We start from the raw sequence: 17810 nt of genomic DNA, 5'->3' as shown, positions 1-17810 counted from the left end.
AAGTGTCACTCCGGAAGGAGGGTGAGGCCAGATGATCACCCGCGAAGAGATCACGATGCTGTTGGACCATCCCGTCTACGACGGCGACGGCAACAAGATCGGCGACGCCAAGCACGTCTTCTTCGACGACATGACCGGGCGCCCCGAGTGGGTCAGCGTCAAGACGGGCATGCTCGGCTCCAAGGAGTCGTTCATCCCCATCCACGACGCCTCCCTGGTCGAGGACCACCTTGAGGTGCCCTACGACAAGGACAAGGTCAAGGGCGCGCCCAGCGTGGACATCGACGCGGGCGGGCACCTGTCGGCGAGCGAGGAACACCGCCTCTACGAGTACTACGACGTCAACTGGGACAGCGTGCTGTCCGACGACGACACGCGCACGGACACCACGGGCACCGGCACCGCCGCGGCGGCCGGCACCGCGGGCCTGGTCGGCACGGCTGGGACGGCGGGCATGGCGGGCACCGCCGGGCGCGGCCGCTCGGACCGCACCGGCACGCCCGACGACGACGCCATGACGCTCTCCGAGGAGCGGCTGCGGGTCGGGGTCGAGCGGCGCGAGACCGGCCGGGCCCGGCTGCGCAAGTACGTCGTCACCGAGGAGGTGCAGCAGACCGTCCCGGTGCGGCACGAGGAGGTGCGTCTGGAGCGCGAGCCGATCACGGAGGCCAACCGCGGCGACGCGCTCTCCGGTCCGGAGATCAGCGAGGCCGAGCACGAGGTCACCCTCTACGAGGAACACGCCGTGGTGGACACCGAGACGGTCCCGGTGGAACGCGTGCGGCTGACCACCGAGGAGCACGTCGAGGACGAGACCGTGCGGGGTCAGGTCCGCAAGGAGCGGATCGAGACCGAGGGCACGGTCGACGACGTCCGGCGGCCGGGCCGCGGCACCTGACCCGGACCCGCCCCGCCCCGCCCCCTACCTGGCCCGCGCCAGGTAGGGGGCGGTGGCACTGCCCGGAACGCGGGCCACCGCCGCGGGCGGACCGGCCGCCACGATCCGGCCGCCCGCGGCCCCGCCGCCGGGCCCGAGGTCGATCACCCAGTCCGCGCCCGCGGCGACCGACATGTCGTGCTCGACGACCACCACCGTGTGCCCGGCGTCCACCAGACCGTGCAACTGCCGGGCCAGCACCTCCACATCGGCCGGATGCAGTCCGGTCGTCGGCTCGTCCAGCAGGTAGAGCGTGTGCCCGCGCCGGCCGCGCTGCAACTCGCTCGCCAGCTTGATGCGCTGCGCCTCGCCGCCGGACAGCTCGGTGGCGGGCTGGCCCAGCCGCAGATAGCCGAGGCCCACGTCGAGCAGTGTGCCGAGGCTGCGCGCCGCCGCCGGCACGTCCGCGAAGAACTCGGCGGCCGACTCCACCGTCAGATCGAGCACCTCGGCGATGTTCCGCCCCCGGTAGGTCACTTCGAGCGTGCCGGGGTGGTAGCGCGCCCCGCCGCAGTCCGGGCACGGCGCGTAGGTGCTCGGCAGGAACAGCAGCTCCACGCTGACGAACCCCTCGCCCTGGCAGGTCTCGCAGCGCCCTCCGGCGACGTTGAAGGAGAACCGGCCCACGCCGAACCCGCGCTCCCGGGCGCCGTCGGTGGCCGCGAAGACCTTGCGGACCACGTCGAACAGGCCGGTGTAGGTGGCCAGGTTGGAGCGCGGGGTGCGGCCGATGGGCCGCTGGTCGACGGAGACCAGCCGGTCCGTCCCGGGCAGTTCCGCGCCGATCTCGCCGACCAGGGTGGACTTGCCGGAGCCGGACACCCCGGTGACCGCGGTGAGCACACCGAGCGGGAACTCGGCCCTCACGCCGCGCAGGTTGTGCCGGGTGACCGGGCCGACTGTCAGCGTGCCGCGCGGGGTGCGCGGGGTCCGGGCCGGGGCGGCGGCGCGGCCGAAGAGGTACCGGGCGGTCGCCGACTCGGCCACCCCGGCCAGCTCCGCCACCGGTCCGCTGTGCAGCACCCGCCCGCCGTGCTCGCCGGCGCCCGGCCCGACGTCCACGATCCAGTCGGCGCCGCGCACCACGTCGAGCTGGTGCTCGACCACGAACACCGAGTTGCCGGCCGCCTTCAGCCGCGCCAGTACCGCCCGCAGCGCCTCGGTGTCCGCCGGGTGCAGCCCGGCCGATGGCTCGTCGAGGACGTAGACGACGCCGAACAGGCCCGAGCGCAGCTGGGTGGCGAGCCGCAGCCGCTGGAGTTCGCCGGCCGAGAGGGTGGGGGTGGCCCGGTCCAGGCTGAGGTAGCCGAGGCCCAGTTCGACGGCGGGGGCGATGCGGGCCCGCAGGTCCTCGGTGAGGACCCGGGCCGTCGCGCCCTCCTCGGGCAGGACGGCGGCCAGTTCGGTGAGCGGCAGCGCGGCCAGCTCCGCGACGGTCCGGCCGCCGACGGTCACGGCGAGCGCCTCGGGCCGCAGCCGCCCGCCGCCGCAGACCGGACACGGCGCGCTGGTGAGAAAGCTCTCCGCCTTCGCCCGCAGCGCCGGGCTCTTGGAATCGGCGAAGGTCTTCAGCACGTACCGCCGGGCGCTCAGGTACGTCCCCTGGTACGGCCGCTGGATGCGCCCGGCCGCGCGCACCGGGTGCACGGTGACCACCGGCTGCTCGTCCGTGAACAGGATCCACTCGCGCTGCCCGGCGGGCAGCTCGCGCCAGGGCCGGTCGACGTCGTACCCGAGGGCGTCCAGCACGTCGCGCAGGTTCTTGCCCTGCCAGGCGCCCGGCCACGCGGCGATCGCGCCGTCCCGGATCGACCGCGACGGGTCGGGGACGAGCAGTTCCTCGGTCGTACGGTGCACCCGGCCGAGCCCGTGGCACTCGGGGCAGGCGCCCGCCGCCGTATTGGGCGAGAAGGCGTCGGAGTCGAGCCGCTCGGCGCCCGGCGGGTAGTGGCCGGCCCGGGAGAACAGCATCCGCAGCGAGTTCGACAGGTTCGTGACCGTGCCGACCGAGGACCGCGAGCCCGGCGTGGCCCGGCGCTGCTGGAGCGAGACGGCGGGCGGCAGCCCGGTGATCTCCCCGACCTTCGGCGCGCCGACCTGGTGGATGAGCCGGCGGGCGTACGGCGCGACCGACTCGAAGTAGCGCCGCTGCGCCTCGGCGTAGACCGTGCCGAACGCCAGCGAGGACTTCCCGGACCCCGAGACGCCGGTGAACGCGGCCACCACGTCCCGGGGGATGTCGACGTCCACCCCCTTCAGATTGTGCTCGCGGGCGCCGCGGACCCGGACGTACGGGTCGTGGGGGTGGTGCATGGCAGGGCTCCGTACCGCAGGGGGGACAAACCCCGCGATTCTATGCGCCCGCCCCCGTGACGACCCGAGCGAGCCGCCGGTAGGAGTCGGTCAGTGCCGCGCGGTCGTACGTACTGGTGGTGACCAGCACCTCCTGGGCGTCCGTCTCCTTCAGCAGGGTCTCCAGCGCGTCGGCGACCTGCTCCTCGGTGCCGTTGAGGTGGCCGGCGAGAACGGCCTCGTAGAAGCCGCGCTCCTTGGTGGTCATCGGCCGGTCCTCGACCGCCTCGGCGGGCGGCAGCGGCGGGAACGTGCCGTGGGTGCGGGAGTACGCCATCGACCACGCCTCCGGGAGCAGCAGCCGGCGGGCCGCCTCGGGGGTGGCGGCCACGGCGACCGTGCCGGAGACGACGACGTACGGCTCGGGCGCCCAGGGCGAGGGGCGGAACGTCGCGCGGTAGCGGTCGATGCCGCGCCGCATCCGGTCCCGGTCGCGCAGGTCGCCGATGACCATCGGCAGGCCCGCGCGGGCGGCGACGGCCGCGCCCTCGCCGATCGCCAGCACGAACGGCGGCACGGTCAGCCCCTCGGCGGGGCGGGCGTGCGCACCGGTGGCGGAGCTGCCCGCGAACCAGCCGAGCAGCTCGGCCAGCTGCTCGGCGAACCGGTCGGCGTCGTCCTTGCCGCGGCCCAGCGCCCGGCGCACCCCGTCGGTGAAGCCCACCGAGCGGCCCAGCCCCATGTCGATCCGGCCCGGGAAGAGCGACTCCAGCACGCCGAACTGCTCGGCGACGACGAACGGCCGGTGGTTGGGCAGCATCACCCCGCCGGTCCCGACCCGGATCGTCTCCGTCGCACCGGCCACGGCGGCGGCCAGCACGGTCGGCGCCGACCCGGCCACCCCCGGCACCCCGTGGTGCTCGGCCACCCAGAACCGGTGGTAGCCGAGCCGCTCGGCCTCCTGGGCCAGCCGCACGGTGTCGCGCAGCGCCTCGCCGGGCGGGCGCCCCTCGCGGGTGCGGGAACGGTCGAGGACGGCGAAACGGGTCCGGGCGGTCAGCGAGCTCACAGGTGGTTCAACGCCCCGCGGGTCCGCGCATTCCCCGCGCGGTCAGCCCTCGGGCCGCAGCAGCCCGCGCTCGTAGGCCCGGCGCAGGTGCTGCGGGACGAGGTGGCGGACGCCGTCGACGGTGACCGGGACCAGGGCCGGGGTGGCCGCCTTCCACTGGGCGCGGCGGTGACGGGTGTTGCTGCGGGACATCTTCCGCTTGGGGACGGCCATGGCGGCGGGCTCCTCGGTGGACGGGCGTGCGTGGTCACCGAGAACGCTATATGAAAATGGATCCCATTTACAAAGCGGTCACTCGTCCAGCCGGAAGCCCACCTTCAGGCCGACCTGCCAGTGGGCCACCTGGCCGTCCTCGATCTGGCCGCGGACCTGGGTGATCTCGAACCAGTCCAGGTTGCGCAGGGTCTCCGAGGCGCGGGCGATGCCGTTGCGGACGGCCTGGTCGACCCCGTCCGGCGAGGTGCCGACGATTTCCGTGACGCGATAGGTGTGGTTCGTCATTCCTCCACGGTGCCGCACACCGGGCCGGCGCGCGAGATGACGGGTGATGTGCCGGTGACCCTTGACCTCCGCATTGGTACATACCAAAATCCAGTCACCCGTACGAGCCACGGGCTCGTCCCCCCATGTCGGGTCACCCTTCGCCGTGTTCCGGAACAGGACCCCTCGTGAGACGTCGTCGCCTGCTCGCCCTCGTCCCCGCCGCCGCCCTGCTGCTCGGCGGCTGCGGCCTGGTCGGGGACGACTCCTCCGGCGGGCCCACCGTCACCGTGTGGCTGATGAAGGGCAGTGCCTCCAAGGAGTACCTGGACCGCTTCACCGAGGACTTCGCCCGCACCCACCCCGGCATCACCCTGGACCTGCGCATCCAGGAGTGGACCGGCATCGTCGAGAAGGTGCGGGCGGCGCTGGCGGCGGACGGCGCGGACCGGCCCGACGTCATCGAGGTCGGCAACACCCAGGTCCCCACCTACGCCGAGGGCGGCGGGCTGCTCGACCTGACGCTGGAGTCGATGCGGGACTGGGGCATCCGCGACTGGCTGCCGGGCCTGGCCGAGCCCGGCGCCTGGCAGTCCCAGCAGTACGGCATCCCCTGGTACGCCGCCAACCGCGTCGTCATCTACCGCAAGGACCTCTTCGAGCAGGCGGGCATCAGCCGGCCGCCGCGCACCCGGGACGAGTGGCTCGACGCCACCGAACGGCTGAACGCGGACGGCCGGCAGGGCATCTACCTGGCCGGACAGGACTGGTACACGCTCTCCGGCTTCATCTGGGAGGAGGGCGGCGAACTGGCCCGGCAGCGCGGCGGCGGCACCTGGGAGGGCACCCTGGACAGCGCGGCCGCCCTGCGCGGCATGGACTTCTACCGCCGGCTCCAGGCGCTCGGCGACGGACCGGTCGGCGCCGACGAGGAACACCCGCCGCAGGCCGGCGTGTTCGCCCGGGGCGAGGTGGCGCAGATCGTGGCGGTGCCGGGACTGGCCCAGGCCATCCTCCAGGAGAACCCCGGGCTCGAGGACGAACTGGGCTTCTTCCCGGTACCGGGCCGGAAGGCGGGCACGCCCGGGGCCGTCTTCACCGGCGGCTCCGACCTGGTGGTGGCGCGGAACACCGGCGACCGGGACGCCGCCGTCGCCGTGGTCGAGGCGCTGACCGGCAAGAAGTGGAACACCGAACTGGCCCGGACCATGAACTACGTACCGAACAAGAAGTCGCTGGCCGGCGCCGTCGCGGGTGAGGAGGGGGTGGCCGCGATGGCGGCCGGCGCCGCGCACGGGCGGGCCACCCCGACCACGCCCCAGTGGGGCGCGGTCGAGGCGGACAACCCGATCAAGGAGTACATGACGAACGTGCTCACCGGCGCCGACCCGGCCGCCGAGGCCCGCCGGGCCGCGGACCGGGTCACCGAACTGCTGGACCCGGACGCGCGGTGACGTCCGGCGCCGTCAGCGCACGGTGCTCAACGACAGCGCGAACCGGCCCTGCGGGTCCGTCCACCAGTGCACCAGGTCCAGGCCCGCCGCGGCCAGTTCGGCGCGTACCCCCGGCTCGCGGAACTTCGCCGACACCTCGGTGCGCAGTTCCTCGCCGGCCGCGAAGTCCACGGCCAGGTCGAGGGACTGCACCTTCACCGTCTGCGCGGTGCGCGAACGCAGCCGCATCTCGATCCACTCCCGGTCCGGGTCCCAGCGCGCCACGTGGTCGAAGGCGGCGAGGTCGAAGTCGGCGTCCAGTTCGCGGTTGATCACGGCCAGCACGTTCTTGTCGAACGCGGCCGTCACCCCGGCCGCGTCGTCGTACGCCCGGACCAGCACCGCCTCGTCCTTGACCAGGTCGGTGCCGAGCAGCAGGGTGTCGCCGGGGGCCAGCGCGGCGCGCACCGAGGTGAGGAACGCGGACCGTTCGGCGGGCAGCAGGTTGCCGACGGTGCCGCCGAGGAACGCCAGCAGCCGGGGTCCCGGCGTGTCCGGCAGCTCCAGCGCGGCGGTGAAGTCGGCGATCAGCGCGTGCACTTCGAGACCCGGCCGTTCGGTGGCGATGGCCCGCCCGGCCCCCTCCAGGGCGCTCTCGCTGACGTCGACCGGGACATAGGCGCCGAGCCCGGTCAGCGCGTCGAGCAGGTAGCGGGTCTTCTCGGAGGAGCCGGAGCCCAGCTCGACCAGGGTGCGGGCGCCGGACGCCGCCGCGATCTCACCGGACCGGGCGGCGAGGATCTCCCGCTCGGCGCGGGTCGGGTAGTACTCGGGCAGCGCGGTGATCTCCTCGAAGAGTTCGCTGCCGCGCGCGTCGTAGAACCACTTCGGCGGCAGGGTGCGGGGACTGCCCGTCAGGCCGGCCAGGACGTCGGCGCGCAGCGCGGCGTCGGTGGCGTCCTCGGGCAGGATGCGGGTGATGCGGAACGGGCTCACGTACGGGACTCCTCCGGGATCACGGGCGCGGATTCCTTCAGCGAGGTGAGCCGCACCTGCGTGCGGCTCGCCGCCAGCAGGGTGCGGTCGGGCACCTCCTGCCAGTGCGGGTCGTCGTCGTAGGGTTCGGAGGCCACGACGGTGCCGCCGCCGGGCCGGGCCAGGTACCACAAGGTGTCGCCCCAGGCGGTGGCGGCGATCGTCGCCCCGTCGGTGAGCAGGAGGTTGAGGCGGGCGCCGGGGGCCGCCTCGGCGACCGCCAAGGCGGTGCCGGCCAGCGCCCGGGACTGCGGCAGGCCGGCCCGCAGCCGGTGCAGGACCAGCGCCCACACGAACGCCGAGTCGTTGCGGGCCTCCAGCGACAGCAGGTCCTCGGCCGGCAGCGTCGGCACCAGCGGGGCGAGCGAGCCGGGCCAGCCGGGCACCGCCCCGTTGTGGCTGAACAGCCAGCCGCCCGCGGCGAACGGCGCCGCCGCGGCCTCCGCGTCGGCCCCGGACTCGGTGGCGTCCCGGACCGCGCCGAGCAGCGCCGTGCTCCGCACCACGCGGGCCAGGTCGGCGAAGGACCGGTCGGCCCAGATCGGCCCGGCCCGCCGGTACCGGGCCGGCACCGGGTCCGGGTCCGGGTCCGCGTCCGGGTCCGCGTACCAGCCGACGCCGAAGCCGTCCGCGTTGACCGTCCCGTACCGCTGCCGGCGCGGCGCCCACGACTGGCGGTACAGGGCGTGCGGGGGCTGGACGAGGAGCCGGCCGAGCGGCAGCGCGGGCCCCACGTACGCCAGGTGACGGCACATCAGCCGGCCACCGCGGACCGGGCGGTGCGGAACCCGGCGAAGATCTGCCGCCGGACGGGCAGGTCCCAGTTGCGGAACGTGCCCCGGCAGGCCACCGCGTCCACCGCGAACGAACCGCCGCGCAGCACCTTGTGCCCGGGGCCGAAGAACACCTCCGAGTACTCCTTGTACGGGAACGCCCGGAACCCCGGGTACGGCAGGAAGTCGCTCGCCGTCCACTCCCACACGTCCCCGATCAACTGGCGTACGCCGAGCGGTGATTCGCCCGCCGGGTAGCTGCCGGCCGGGGCCGGGCGCAGGTGGCGCTGGCCGAGGTTGGCGTGCTCGGGGCCCGGGTCGGCGTCGCCCCACGGGTAGCGGGCCGAGCCGCCGGTCGCCGGGTCGTGCCGGGCGGCCTTCTCCCACTCGGCCTCGGTGGGCAGCCGCCGCCCGGCCCAGCGGGCGTAGGCGTCGGCCTCGTACCAGCACACGTGCAGCACCGGCTCGTCCGGTGGCACCACCTCCGTCGCCCCGAACCGGCGGCGCAGCCACTGCCCGCCGTCCCGGTGCCAGAACAGCGGGGCGGTGAGGGAGGCGCGGCGCACGTGGTCCCAGCCGTCGGCGGTCCACCAGCGCGGGTCGCGGTAGCCGCCGTCGTCGATGAACGCCTGGTACGCCGCGTTGGTCACCGGTGTGGTGTCGATGTGGAACGCGGCCACCTCGCGCCGGTGCGCGGGCCGTTCGTTGTCCAGGGCCCACGGTTCGCTGGAGGTGCCCATCGTGAACGGGCCGCCGGGGACGAGGACCTCGGCGGGCCCGGTGAACAGCGGCGCCGGCTCCGGGTCCGGGGCGGTGAGCGCCCGCGGTCCCCGGCGCAGCTGATGGGTGATCAGCATGGTCTCGTCGTGCTGCTGTTCGTGCTGCGCGATCATCCCGAAGGCGAACCCCGCCTCCGTCAGCCGGGTGCCGCGGAACGCGGCGCCCGCCAGCACGTCCAGGGCCCGGCCGCGCACCTCGGCCGCGTACCGGCGGGCCTCCTCGGGCGACAGCAGCGGCAGCTTGGGGCGCTCGGCGCGCGGATGCTCGAAGGCGTCGTAGAGGCTGTCTATCTCGGGGCGGATCGCCTCCTGCCCGGCGACCGCCCGCAGCAGCCACAGCTCCTCCTGGCTGCCGATGTGGGCGAGGTCCCACACCAGCGGCGACATCAGCGGCGAGTGCTGCGCGGTCAGGTCCGGCTCCTCCACACAGCTGGTCAGCAGCGTGGTGCGGTCGCGGGCGGCCAGCAGCGTGGTCAGGGCCCGCTCGCGCAGTGTCTCGGCGTCGTGGGCGGGGTGGGTCATGAGCCGGTGTCCTTCCGGTACTCGTCCAGCAGATCGTCGGCGGGGCACCTGCCCCGCGCGACATAGCGCTCCATGTACGCCGTGACGGCGGCCGTCACCCGGGCGTCGGCGCCCAGCCGGGGCAGCGCCCCGAGGGCCGCCGCGAAGCACCCGGCGGCCGCCTCGCGCAGCTCCGGGTCGGTGAGGCCGAGCCGGGCCGCGTCCCGCCACAGCGGGTTGTGCGGGGCGGGCCGGCCGCCGGTGCGCTCGGTGAGCGGCTTCACCGCCCGGTAGGCGGTCTCGGAGGCCTCCGGGTCGTCGAACAGCGCCGCCGTCACGGCCAGCGGCACGATCCAGCCGTCGTCCCCGCGCTGCGCGTCGATCATGCGCAGCTCCAGATGGCCGCGCGGTCTGACCGGCGGGAACAGCGTGGTGAGGTGGTAGTCGAGGTCCTCCGCGGTGGGCGGCCGGGGCGAGCGGGCGCGGGTCCAGTCCCGGAAGCTGAGCCCGTCCGGGACCTCCCACGGGCCGGTGTCCCGGCGTACGCACATCACCGGGGCGTCCAGCACGTGCCGGGCCCAGGCGCCGGCCGGGTCGGTGTCCAGCGCGGGACCGCCCGCCCGGCCCGGGCCGATCTCCGCCCAGCACAGCTGCCGGGTGGACCGCCAGCCGGTGGGCCGCCGCCCGGCCAGCGGCGAGTTGGCGAACGCCGCCACCAGCACCGGACCCAGCTGGTGGGCCAGCCACCAGCGCCGCACCTGGCCGAGCGGACCCGGCTCCGCGTGCCCGGCGTCCACGCACACCTGCACGGAGGCCGTGGCCCGCATCATGCGGCGGCCGGCCGGGCCGGTGCGGTCCAGGCACGCCTCCATCGCGTCGTAGCGGGGCTGCCGCAGGAAGCGCTGGGGGAGATGCCACGGTTCGTGGCCGAGGCCGACCAGGGCCAGACCGTCCTCGCGCAGTACCGCGCGGACGGCGGCCAGATCGGCGGAGACGGTGTCGACGACGTCCGTCAGACAGCCGACGGGCGGCGAGCTGAGCTCCAGCTGACCGCCGGGCTCGACGGTGAGCGCCGACTTCAGGGGGACGGACCGCAGCGCGGCGTAGACCGCGTCGAGCCGTCCGGTGGTCACGGGGAGCCGCGGGTCGCGCAGCTCGTGGACGAGCCATTCCAGTTCCACCCCGAGGCGCCGGGGCGGTCCGGTCTTGAAGGCGATGCCGCGGACGAGCGCCTCGACCTCGGCCTCACTGACGGCGGTGCGTGGCCTGCGACAGCCACTGACCGATTCTGACATGTCGGGATCCTCCTGAGATTCCACCATGTCGCCGACCTCCGGCCCTCAGCGGCCGGGACGGCACACTCGTCCCACCCAAGACCTTCGGGCGGCAGCGCACAAGAGTGCGAAACTCCGTTGCGCCGCAGGACCAGCATCGCTCACGATGCGTTCATGAGCACGACGGGGGAGACCGCACGGCACGCGGTCACGGCGCCCACGGGGGTGGCGCCGTGAGCGCGCGCCTGCGGGAGATCGCGCAGCGGACGGAACAGATCGTCGCGGCCGGGACGTACCGCGCCCCGGACGGGCGCGAGGTGGAGATCGCGGCGGCGGTGGCGGCCGCCCGGTCGGGCACCCGGCTGCACGGACCCGAGCCCGTCCCGGTCCCGGACAGCCCGCCGGTACGGACGTCCGTCGAGGTCACCGGCGAGGGCAGCCTCGATGCCGCGCGCCGCCTCGGCGGTGACGTGGCGGTCCTCAACTTCGCCTCGGCCCGCAACCCCGGCGGTGGCTACCTCAACGGCGCCCAGGCCCAGGAGGAAGCCCTGTGCCGGGGCTCCGCGCTCTACACCTGCCTGCTGCGGGCCCCCGCCTTCTACGACCACCACCGCGCCCACCGCGACCCGTTCTACACCGACCGCGTGATCCACTCGCCCGCCGTGCCGGTCTTCCGGGACGACCGCGGCCGGCTGCTGGCCGAGCCGTTCCCCGCCGCCTTCCTGACCGCCGCCGCGCCCAACGCGGGCGTGGTGCTGCGCACGGCGCCGGAGCGCGCCGCCGACCTGCCGCGCGCCCTGGCCGGGCGCGCCGAACGGGTGCTGGAGACGGCCGCGCGCCACGGCCACCGCCGGCTCGTCCTCGGCGCCTGGGGCTGCGGCGTCTTCCGCAACGACCCAACCGAGGTGGCCGGCGCCTTCCAGGCCCTGCTCGGACCCGGCGGCCGGTTCGCGGCCACGTTCACGCACGTGGTCTTCGGCGTCCTGGACCGCACCGAGGGCGGCACGGTCCGCGCCGCCTTCGAGCGGGCGTTCGACGGGGTTCAGCTCCAGCCGTAGCGCTCCCGCAGCCGGTGCCGTACGAGGTTGAACCGCATCCGGTCCAGCGCGCACGCCTCGCGGCGCATGCCCGCCTCGTGCAGCCGCAGCACCCGGTCGGTGTCCACCCACGAGTCCCGGCCCGAACGGTCCCACGGGCCGCTGCCGATCGGTACCCAGTCCCGGTCGGCGTCGTGCCGCTTGCTGGACAGCTGCACGGCCAGCACGGTCCCGGCCGCCTCCCGCGCCACCACCAGCACCGGACGGTCCTTGCCCCGGCCGTCGTTCTCCTCGTAGGGCACCCAGGTCCACACGATCTCGCCCGGGTCCGGGTCGCCGTCGTGGGCGGGGGAGTACTCGGTGCGCACCCGGCCCACCGAGCGGGCGTCGGCCTCGGCGGTGGCGTGCGGGCCGGACCGGCCGGGGGCGAGCCCGGCGGTCCCGACGGTCTCATCGGGCTCATGAGTGAAGGCAGTCACGGCCGTACGGTACGGGACGGGTCCCGCGCCGGGAGAGCCGGGGCATCGGGGGACCGATGACGGCGACAGGGCTTCCGATGGGTACGCCGATGGGGACCGGCCTACCGTCGGACGGGTCGCCGAGTGGCAGCCCGCCGCCCGAGCGGACAGCATGCGTCCAGACCCCCGGGAACGGCGAGAAAGACCACCATGAGCACCCAGAACGCGATCGACTGGCCCGACGAGTACCTGCCCGGCACCGGCCACAACTTCGTCTCCAACGAGGTGATCGTCAAGGGTGTCACCGCGGCCCAGGTGTGGCCGTACCTGGTCGACACCTCCACCTGGGAGTCGTACTACGACAAGGTCTGCGACCTCTCCTTCCCCGACGGCGACGGCGACGGCGACGGCCCGGTGCCGGCCGACGGCGTCCGGTTCGGCTTCGGCACCTTCGGCTTCCCGCCCCTGGACGCCCGCGTCGTCCGGTTCCAGGCACCCGGCGCGGGCGTCCCGCAGGAGTCGCAGTTCGGCGAGCCCGCCGCCGACCTGGCCGGACAGACGCCGAACCCGATGCTCAACGGCCACCAGACCTGGCTGGACGGGCTGCTGCGTGCCGCCCGCGGCCAGATGGCAGGCTGATCCCCACTACCCGTCACCGTCCGCAGGAGGAAGCCGACCTCATGACCGATCAGCTCACCGTGAGCGTCCTGGGCACCGGCATCATGGGCGCCGCGATGGCCCGCAACCTGGCCCGCGCCGGACACACCGTCCGGGCCTGGAACCGCACCCGCGCCAAGGCCGAACCGCTCGCCGCCGACGGCGCGCACGTCGCCGCCACCCCCGAGGAGGCGGTCCGGGGCGCGGACGTCGTCCTGACCATGCTCTACGACGGCCCCGCCGCCCTCGACGTCATGCGCGCGGCCGCGCCCGGACTGCGTCCCGGCGTCGCCTGGGCGCAGTCGACCACCGCGGGCGTCGAAGCCGTCGCCGACCTGGCCGGCTTCGCCCGCGAGCACGGCCTCGTCTTCTTCGACGCGCCCGTGCTGGGCACCCGGCAGCCCGCCGAGGCCGGCCAGTTGCTGGTGCTGGCCGCCGGACCGGCCGACGCCCGGGACACGGTGACGCCCGTGTTCGACGCGGTCGGCAACCGCACCGTGTGGACCGGCGAGGACGGCGCCGCCGGCAGCGCCACCCGGCTCAAGCTGGTCGCCAACAGCTGGGTGATCGCCGCCACCAACGCGGCCGGCGAGGTGCTCGCGCTGGCCGGGGCGCTCGGCGTCGACCCCGACCACTTCTTCGACGCCATCGCCGGCGGCGGCCTCGACATGGGCTATCTGCGGGCCAAGGCCGCGCTGATCCGCGAAGGCAGGCTGACCCCGGCCCAGTTCGCCGTGACCACCGCCGCCAAGGACGCCCGGCTCATCGTCGAGGCCGGTGAACTGGGCGGCGTCCGCCTGGACGTGGCCGCCGCGGGCGCCGAGCGGCTGGCCCGGGCCGCCACGCAGGGCCACGGCGACGAGGACATGGCCGCCGCGTACTACGCCAGCTTCCCGACGAAGCCGTCCGGCCGGGGCGAGTAGCCTCACAAACCCGTAAGCGATCAAGGAGTTCGCATGTCCAAGCCACCACTGCCCGCCGACGCCGTCGAACTGCTGCGCCGCGCCAACCCCTGCGTCATGGCCACCCTCCGCTCCGACGGCACCCCCGTCTCCACCCCGACCTGGTACGTCTGGGAGGCCGACGGCAAGGTCCTGATCAGCCTCGACGAGGGCCGGGTCCGGCTGAAGCACCTGCGCCGCGACCCGCGGGTCACCCTCACCGTCCTGGACGGCGAGGACTGGTACACCCATGTCACCCTGATCGGCCGGGTGGTGGAGTTCCGCGACGACGAGGGCCTGGCCGACATCGACCGCGTCTCCACGCACTACACCGGCAACGCCTACCCGGACCGGGTCCGGCCCCGGGTCAGCGCCCTGATCGAGGTGGAGCGCTGGCACGGCTGGGGTGCCCACCGGGACAGCGACCAGGCGTCCACCTGAACTCTTGGGCGACCGGGGCGAGTCGGCGCGCCGGGTGAACCGCGGTGAACTCCGGTGGACGATTGGCGGACGGGCAGGGCGACACAGGTGGGGAGGCAGGGGTAGGCCGTTCGAGTGACGGTAGTGTGATCAGCGCTCGAACAACTCTCCCCTCCACCATGGAGAAGCCCGATGACCGTGCCGACCAGTGGCAGACCCGCGGGGGGCCGGGCCGCCGCGGCCGCTCTCTGCTGCGTACTCGCCCTGCTGCCCGTTCCGGGATACGCGGCCCCCAACGATCCCGGCCCGGGGGACAGCACGTCGATCGAGGACATCCGCGCCGAACTGGACGGCCTGTACCGCGAGGCGGAACAGGCCACCGAGGCGTACAACGCCGCTGACGAGAAGGCCGGCCGGCAGCAGAAACGGCTGTCGTCGCTGCGCGGGGACCTGGCGCGCACCGAGGACCGGGTGAACGACCTGCACGACCTCGCGGGCGCGGCCGCCCGCACCCAGTACCGGGGCGGCGATCTCGCCGCCACCGGCCTCCAGTTGCTGCTCGGGGACCATCCCGACCAGGCCCTGAACGAGGCATCCCAGGCCCGCCAGGCCATGCGGAACCTGGTCAACGTCGCCGATGCCCAGCAGACGGCCCGCGCGGAGCTGGGCCGGCGGACCGACGCCGCCGCGAAGGAACTGCGGAAGCTGGAGAGCAGCCGGGCGGACAAAGCCGAGGCGAAGAAGAAGATCGAGGGGAAGATCACCGAGGCCGAGGGGATCGAAGCCGGGCTGGAGGCGGCACAGACCCGTGCGCTGGCCCGGCTGGAGAAGCAGGACGCCAAGAAGGCCGAGGCCAGCTGGACCGGCTCGGGCACGGACTCCGGCGCGGGCGGCGGCAGTTCGTCCTCGGGCGGCTCGGGCGGCTCGGGCGGTGGTGGGACACCGGCCGTCGGAGCGGCCGCGAGCGCCGTCGACTTCGCGATGGCGCAGATCGGCAAACCGTACGTGTGGGGCGCCACCGGCCCCTCCTCGTACGACTGCTCGGGGCTCACCTCCGCCGCGTGGGCGGCGGCCGGACACCCCATACCCCGTACCTCGCAGGCGCAGTGGCAGGGACTGACCCGGGTCACCCTGGCGTCCGCGCAGCCCGGAGACCTGATCATCTACTACAGCGACGCCACCCACGTGGGCATGTACATCGGAGGCGGGCAGATGGTCCACGCCCCCCGGCCCGGGCGCACGGTCACGACCGCACCGGTGGCCTCCATGCCTGTCCTCGGTGTCGTGCGGCCCGGAGTCTGAGCCCCATGTCCCACTCGCTGACGCCCCGCGACGACAGCAACCTGCCCGCGCTCCCCGCACAGCCGCTGATCCGGCTCGACGCCTACGTGGCCGAGGACGGCTCGACGGTGGTCAACGGCCATCTGCTGGAGATGAGCGGCACCCGGCCGTCCAACGAGGCGCTGCTCGACGCCGTCGCCATGTTCGCCCGCACCATCGGCGCCCCGGTGGCCGCCACCGTCATCGACCGTCCCGCGCAGCAGGTGGCCCGGCTGCGGGTCCACCCCGACGGCTCCAGCCTGACCATCGCCGAAGAGGACGACCTGCCGCCCGGACCCGAGCGCACCGCCGCCGAGGAAGCGGCGTTCCCTCCGCTGGCCCGCGTCGAGCGGATCATCCAGCACGCCCGGCGCGGGGAGCTGCACGCCGCGTTCGTCCTGGCCGGCGCGTTGCGGGAGCACCTGACGCTGCGCCGGGGAGCGGATGACCAGCTCGCCATGGAGGCCCGGGCGATCGAGGCGTACATCGCGTTCCAGCGCGCCGACTACATGGTCGCCACCACCCTCGCGCTGACCGTCGCACGCATCCGCTGCCGCACCGACCTGGAGCGGGCGGCGCCCGACGTGGCCCGCGCCACCGCCGCGTGGCAGCGGCTGATGGACGAGGGGCAGGGGGCCGCCCGGGGTCAGGAACTGCTGCTCATGTGGGACCGGCTGGCCGAGGCGGGCCTGCTGCGGGAGCCGGCCCACCTGGCCGTGGTCGAGTCCGTCCGCAGCCGGCTCAGGCGCGGCAGCGGACCCGTCCCGGCGCCCCCGGCCGCGCCGCCGGCGGTGACCGCGGGCCCATCGCCGGCGGCCCCCGAGGACAAGCCCCTCAAGCCGGCCCGACGAGGACTGCGACGGTTCACCCGGAGGCCCGGCTCCCCAGCCGGCTCCTAGCGCCGGGGCCGGGCGAGGACCGCCGGGCCACGCCGAGCCCGCTCGCCGCCCGGCCGGTCCGCCGCGTTCACCGTGTCAGCGGCTTGTCCGTGCCCGCTCGTCTGCCGGGCGGTTCCGCCGTGGTCACCGTGTCAGCGGCTCGTCCGTGCCCGCTCGTCCGCCGGGCGGTTCCGCCGTGGTCACCGCGTCAGCAGCTCGCGCAGTGCCGCCGCGACCTGAGCCGGCGCCTCCTCCGCCATGAAGTGCCCGCAGTCCACGGTGAGGTGGCGCAGATCCGGCGCCCAGGCCCGCCACAGCGCGGCGGCGTCGTAGCCGAGGGCGGCGCCCCAGTCCTGCTGGAGCACGGTCACCGGCATCCGCAGCCGGTTGCCGTGCTCCCGGTCGGCCCGGTCGTGGTCGACGTCGACACCGGCCGAGGCCCGGTAGTCGGCCACGATGGACGGCACCGCCTCCCGGGACGCCTTCAGGTACGCCGCCCGTACGTCGGCGGGCAGCGCGTCCGGGTCGCGAGCCCACAGGTCGAGGAAGTGGCCGAAGAACGCGTCCGGCGCCCCGGCGATCAGCCGCTCCGGCAGGCCGGGCGGCTGGGCCATCAGGTACAGGTGGAAGGCGACGGCGGCCGTGGCGCCGTGCAGCACGTCCCACATGTCCAGGGTCGGCAGCACGTCCAGCGACGCCAGGTGGGTCACCGCCGCCGGATGGTCGAGCCCGGCCCGGACCGCCACCAGCGCGCCCCGGTCGTGCCCGGCCAGCGCGAACCGCTCGTGCCCCAGCGCCCGGGCGAGGGCCACCACGTCGGCGGCCATCGTCCGCTTGGCGTACGCGGTGCCGTCCGGGTCGGCCGGCTTGTCGCTGTCGCCGTAGCCGCGCAGGTCGGGGCAGATCACGGTGTGCTCGGCGGCCAGGTCGGCGGCGACGTGCCGCCACATCAGGTGGGTCTGCGGGAAGCCGTGCAGCAGCACGACGGGGCTGCCGGAGCCGCCGACGGCGACGTGCAGCGCCACCCCGTCGGCGACGGGGACACGGTCGTAGGAGAAGCCGGGAATGGTCGGTGTCATGCGGGTGCGTTCCTCTCAGCGGTGCGGTGTGCCCATGAGCCTGCCGGGCGTGAATCAGCAACCGATCAGCGCGCGTACCGTGGTGGTCGGGCAAGACGGCGGAACAGGGCGGATCATGGAAGCGGTCACCTTCGGCGTGCTCGGGCCGGTCACGGCCGAGCGGGCCGGCGAGGCACTCGCCCTGAAGGGGCCCCGGCACCGCGCCGTGCTGGCCCGGCTGGTGCTGGCCCGGCGGCGGGTGGTACCGGTGGACCGGCTGGTCGCGGACCTGTGGGAGGTGCCGCCCGCGCGGGCCGTGGGTGCGGTGCGCACCTTCGTCGGCGATCTGCGCCGGGCCCTGGAACCGGACCGTCCGCGCCGCGCCCCGGCCCGGCTGCTGGTCACCGAGGGCCCGGGGTACGCGCTGCGCGCGGCGCCCGACGCGGTGGACGCCTGGCGGTTCGAGGC

General features: G+C 74.7%; 19 protein-coding genes. 9 read left to right on the top strand and 10 right to left on the bottom strand.

The window, feature by feature from the left end; all coding sequences use genetic code 11:
• Nucleotides 1–31: 31 nt before the first annotated feature.
• On the top strand, nucleotides 32–898 hold the full coding sequence (locus tag ACTT8P_RS30055; protein ID WP_442834921.1) for a DUF2382 domain-containing protein: 867 nt from the start codon (nucleotides 32–34) through the stop codon (nucleotides 896–898).
• Nucleotides 899–922: 24 nt separating this feature from the next.
• Here the strand turns inward: ACTT8P_RS30055 and ACTT8P_RS30050 are convergent, their stop codons facing one another.
• From ACTT8P_RS30050 to ACTT8P_RS30035, 4 genes are all read right to left on the bottom strand, one after another.
• On the bottom strand, nucleotides 923–3250 hold the full coding sequence (locus ACTT8P_RS30050; protein WP_442834920.1) for an ATP-binding cassette domain-containing protein: 2328 nt from the start codon (nucleotides 3248–3250) through the stop codon (nucleotides 923–925).
• A gap of 40 nt (nucleotides 3251–3290) precedes the next feature.
• Nucleotides 3291–4298: an LLM class flavin-dependent oxidoreductase gene (locus tag ACTT8P_RS30045; RefSeq protein WP_442834919.1), complete on the bottom strand. Its 1008-nt coding sequence runs from the start codon at nucleotides 4296–4298 to the stop codon at nucleotides 3291–3293.
• A gap of 42 nt (nucleotides 4299–4340) precedes the next feature.
• Nucleotides 4341–4511: a 50S ribosomal protein L32 gene (gene rpmF / locus ACTT8P_RS30040; protein WP_189413954.1), complete on the bottom strand. Its 171-nt coding sequence runs from the start codon at nucleotides 4509–4511 to the stop codon at nucleotides 4341–4343.
• A 78-nt stretch (nucleotides 4512–4589) separates the two neighbouring features.
• Nucleotides 4590–4799: a dodecin gene (locus ACTT8P_RS30035; protein WP_361172477.1), complete on the bottom strand. Its 210-nt coding sequence runs from the start codon at nucleotides 4797–4799 to the stop codon at nucleotides 4590–4592.
• Between the two features lie 167 nt (nucleotides 4800–4966).
• Between ACTT8P_RS30035 and ACTT8P_RS30030 the strand changes: the two genes are divergently transcribed.
• Nucleotides 4967–6232, top strand: a complete 1266-nt coding sequence (locus tag ACTT8P_RS30030; RefSeq protein ID WP_442834918.1) for an extracellular solute-binding protein — start codon at nucleotides 4967–4969, stop codon at nucleotides 6230–6232.
• 12 nt (nucleotides 6233–6244) lie between these two features.
• On the opposite strand, the gene egtD is transcribed toward ACTT8P_RS30030, so the two are convergent.
• The 4 genes from egtD to egtA are packed head-to-tail and all read right to left on the bottom strand — an operon-like array spanning nucleotide 6245 to nucleotide 10594.
• Nucleotides 6245–7207, bottom strand: a complete 963-nt coding sequence (gene egtD, locus ACTT8P_RS30025; protein WP_442834917.1) for an L-histidine N(alpha)-methyltransferase — start codon at nucleotides 7205–7207, stop codon at nucleotides 6245–6247.
• Nucleotides 7204–8001: an ergothioneine biosynthesis protein EgtC gene (gene egtC, locus ACTT8P_RS30020; protein ID WP_442834916.1), complete on the bottom strand. Its 798-nt coding sequence runs from the start codon at nucleotides 7999–8001 to the stop codon at nucleotides 7204–7206. The genes egtD and egtC overlap by 4 nt, the downstream gene beginning before the upstream one ends.
• Nucleotides 8001–9320 (bottom strand): ergothioneine biosynthesis protein EgtB, encoded by a 1320-nt coding sequence (gene egtB / locus ACTT8P_RS30015; RefSeq protein WP_442834915.1) that lies wholly within the window; start codon nucleotides 9318–9320, stop codon nucleotides 8001–8003. Before egtB ends, egtC begins: the two co-directional genes overlap by 1 nt.
• The gene (gene egtA / locus ACTT8P_RS30010) at nucleotides 9317–10594 is read right to left on the bottom strand and encodes an ergothioneine biosynthesis glutamate--cysteine ligase EgtA (protein ID WP_442834914.1); all 1278 of its coding nucleotides are present in this window, start codon (nucleotides 10592–10594) and stop codon (nucleotides 9317–9319) included. The genes egtB and egtA overlap by 4 nt, the downstream gene beginning before the upstream one ends.
• Before the next feature lie 212 nt (nucleotides 10595–10806).
• Here egtA and ACTT8P_RS30005 point away from each other — a divergent pair, with 212 nt between their 5' ends.
• Nucleotides 10807–11631, top strand: coding sequence for a TIGR02452 family protein (locus tag ACTT8P_RS30005; RefSeq protein ID WP_442834913.1), 825 nt, complete (start codon nucleotides 10807–10809; stop codon nucleotides 11629–11631).
• Here ACTT8P_RS30005 and ACTT8P_RS30000 read toward each other — a convergent pair.
• Complete coding sequence (locus ACTT8P_RS30000) at nucleotides 11616–12089, bottom strand: type II toxin-antitoxin system PemK/MazF family toxin (RefSeq protein ID WP_442834912.1); 474 nt, start codon at nucleotides 12087–12089, stop codon at nucleotides 11616–11618. The genes ACTT8P_RS30005 and ACTT8P_RS30000 overlap by 16 nt on opposite strands.
• 189 nt (nucleotides 12090–12278) lie before the next feature.
• Between ACTT8P_RS30000 and ACTT8P_RS29995 the strand changes: the two genes are divergently transcribed.
• The 5 genes from ACTT8P_RS29995 to ACTT8P_RS29975 all read left to right on the top strand — a co-directional run bounded on the left by ACTT8P_RS29995 (nucleotide 12279) and on the right by ACTT8P_RS29975 (nucleotide 16305).
• Nucleotides 12279–12707 (top strand): SRPBCC domain-containing protein, encoded by a 429-nt coding sequence (locus ACTT8P_RS29995; RefSeq protein WP_442834911.1) that lies wholly within the window; start codon nucleotides 12279–12281, stop codon nucleotides 12705–12707.
• Nucleotides 12708–12748: 41 nt separating this feature from the next.
• Nucleotides 12749–13648, top strand: a complete 900-nt coding sequence (locus ACTT8P_RS29990) for an NAD(P)-dependent oxidoreductase (protein WP_442834910.1) — start codon at nucleotides 12749–12751, stop codon at nucleotides 13646–13648.
• 33 nt (nucleotides 13649–13681) lie between these two features.
• Nucleotides 13682–14107, top strand: coding sequence for a PPOX class F420-dependent oxidoreductase (locus ACTT8P_RS29985; protein WP_442834909.1), 426 nt, complete (start codon nucleotides 13682–13684; stop codon nucleotides 14105–14107).
• Between the two features lie 171 nt (nucleotides 14108–14278).
• The gene (locus ACTT8P_RS29980) at nucleotides 14279–15388 is read left to right on the top strand and encodes an NlpC/P60 family protein (protein ID WP_442834908.1); all 1110 of its coding nucleotides are present in this window, start codon (nucleotides 14279–14281) and stop codon (nucleotides 15386–15388) included.
• Nucleotides 15389–15393: 5 nt separating this feature from the next.
• Nucleotides 15394–16305 (top strand): hypothetical protein, encoded by a 912-nt coding sequence (locus tag ACTT8P_RS29975; protein WP_442834907.1) that lies wholly within the window; start codon nucleotides 15394–15396, stop codon nucleotides 16303–16305.
• A 179-nt stretch (nucleotides 16306–16484) separates the two neighbouring features.
• Here the strand turns inward: ACTT8P_RS29975 and ACTT8P_RS29970 are convergent, their stop codons facing one another.
• Nucleotides 16485–17363 carry an alpha/beta fold hydrolase gene (locus tag ACTT8P_RS29970; RefSeq protein WP_442834906.1) on the bottom strand — a complete coding sequence of 293 codons (879 nt, stop codon included), beginning with the start codon at nucleotides 17361–17363 and terminating at the stop codon, nucleotides 16485–16487.
• A gap of 115 nt (nucleotides 17364–17478) precedes the next feature.
• Between ACTT8P_RS29970 and ACTT8P_RS29965 the strand changes: the two genes are divergently transcribed.
• The coding region (locus ACTT8P_RS29965; RefSeq protein WP_442834931.1) for an AfsR/SARP family transcriptional regulator at nucleotides 17479–17810 on the top strand (332 nt) is incomplete at its 3' end.

It is taken from the genome of Streptomyces sp. JW3 (genome assembly GCF_052216785.1).
Classification (GTDB): Bacteria; Actinomycetota; Actinomycetes; order Streptomycetales; family Streptomycetaceae; genus Streptomyces.
This window is presented reverse-complemented; position numbering and strand designations above follow the sequence as displayed.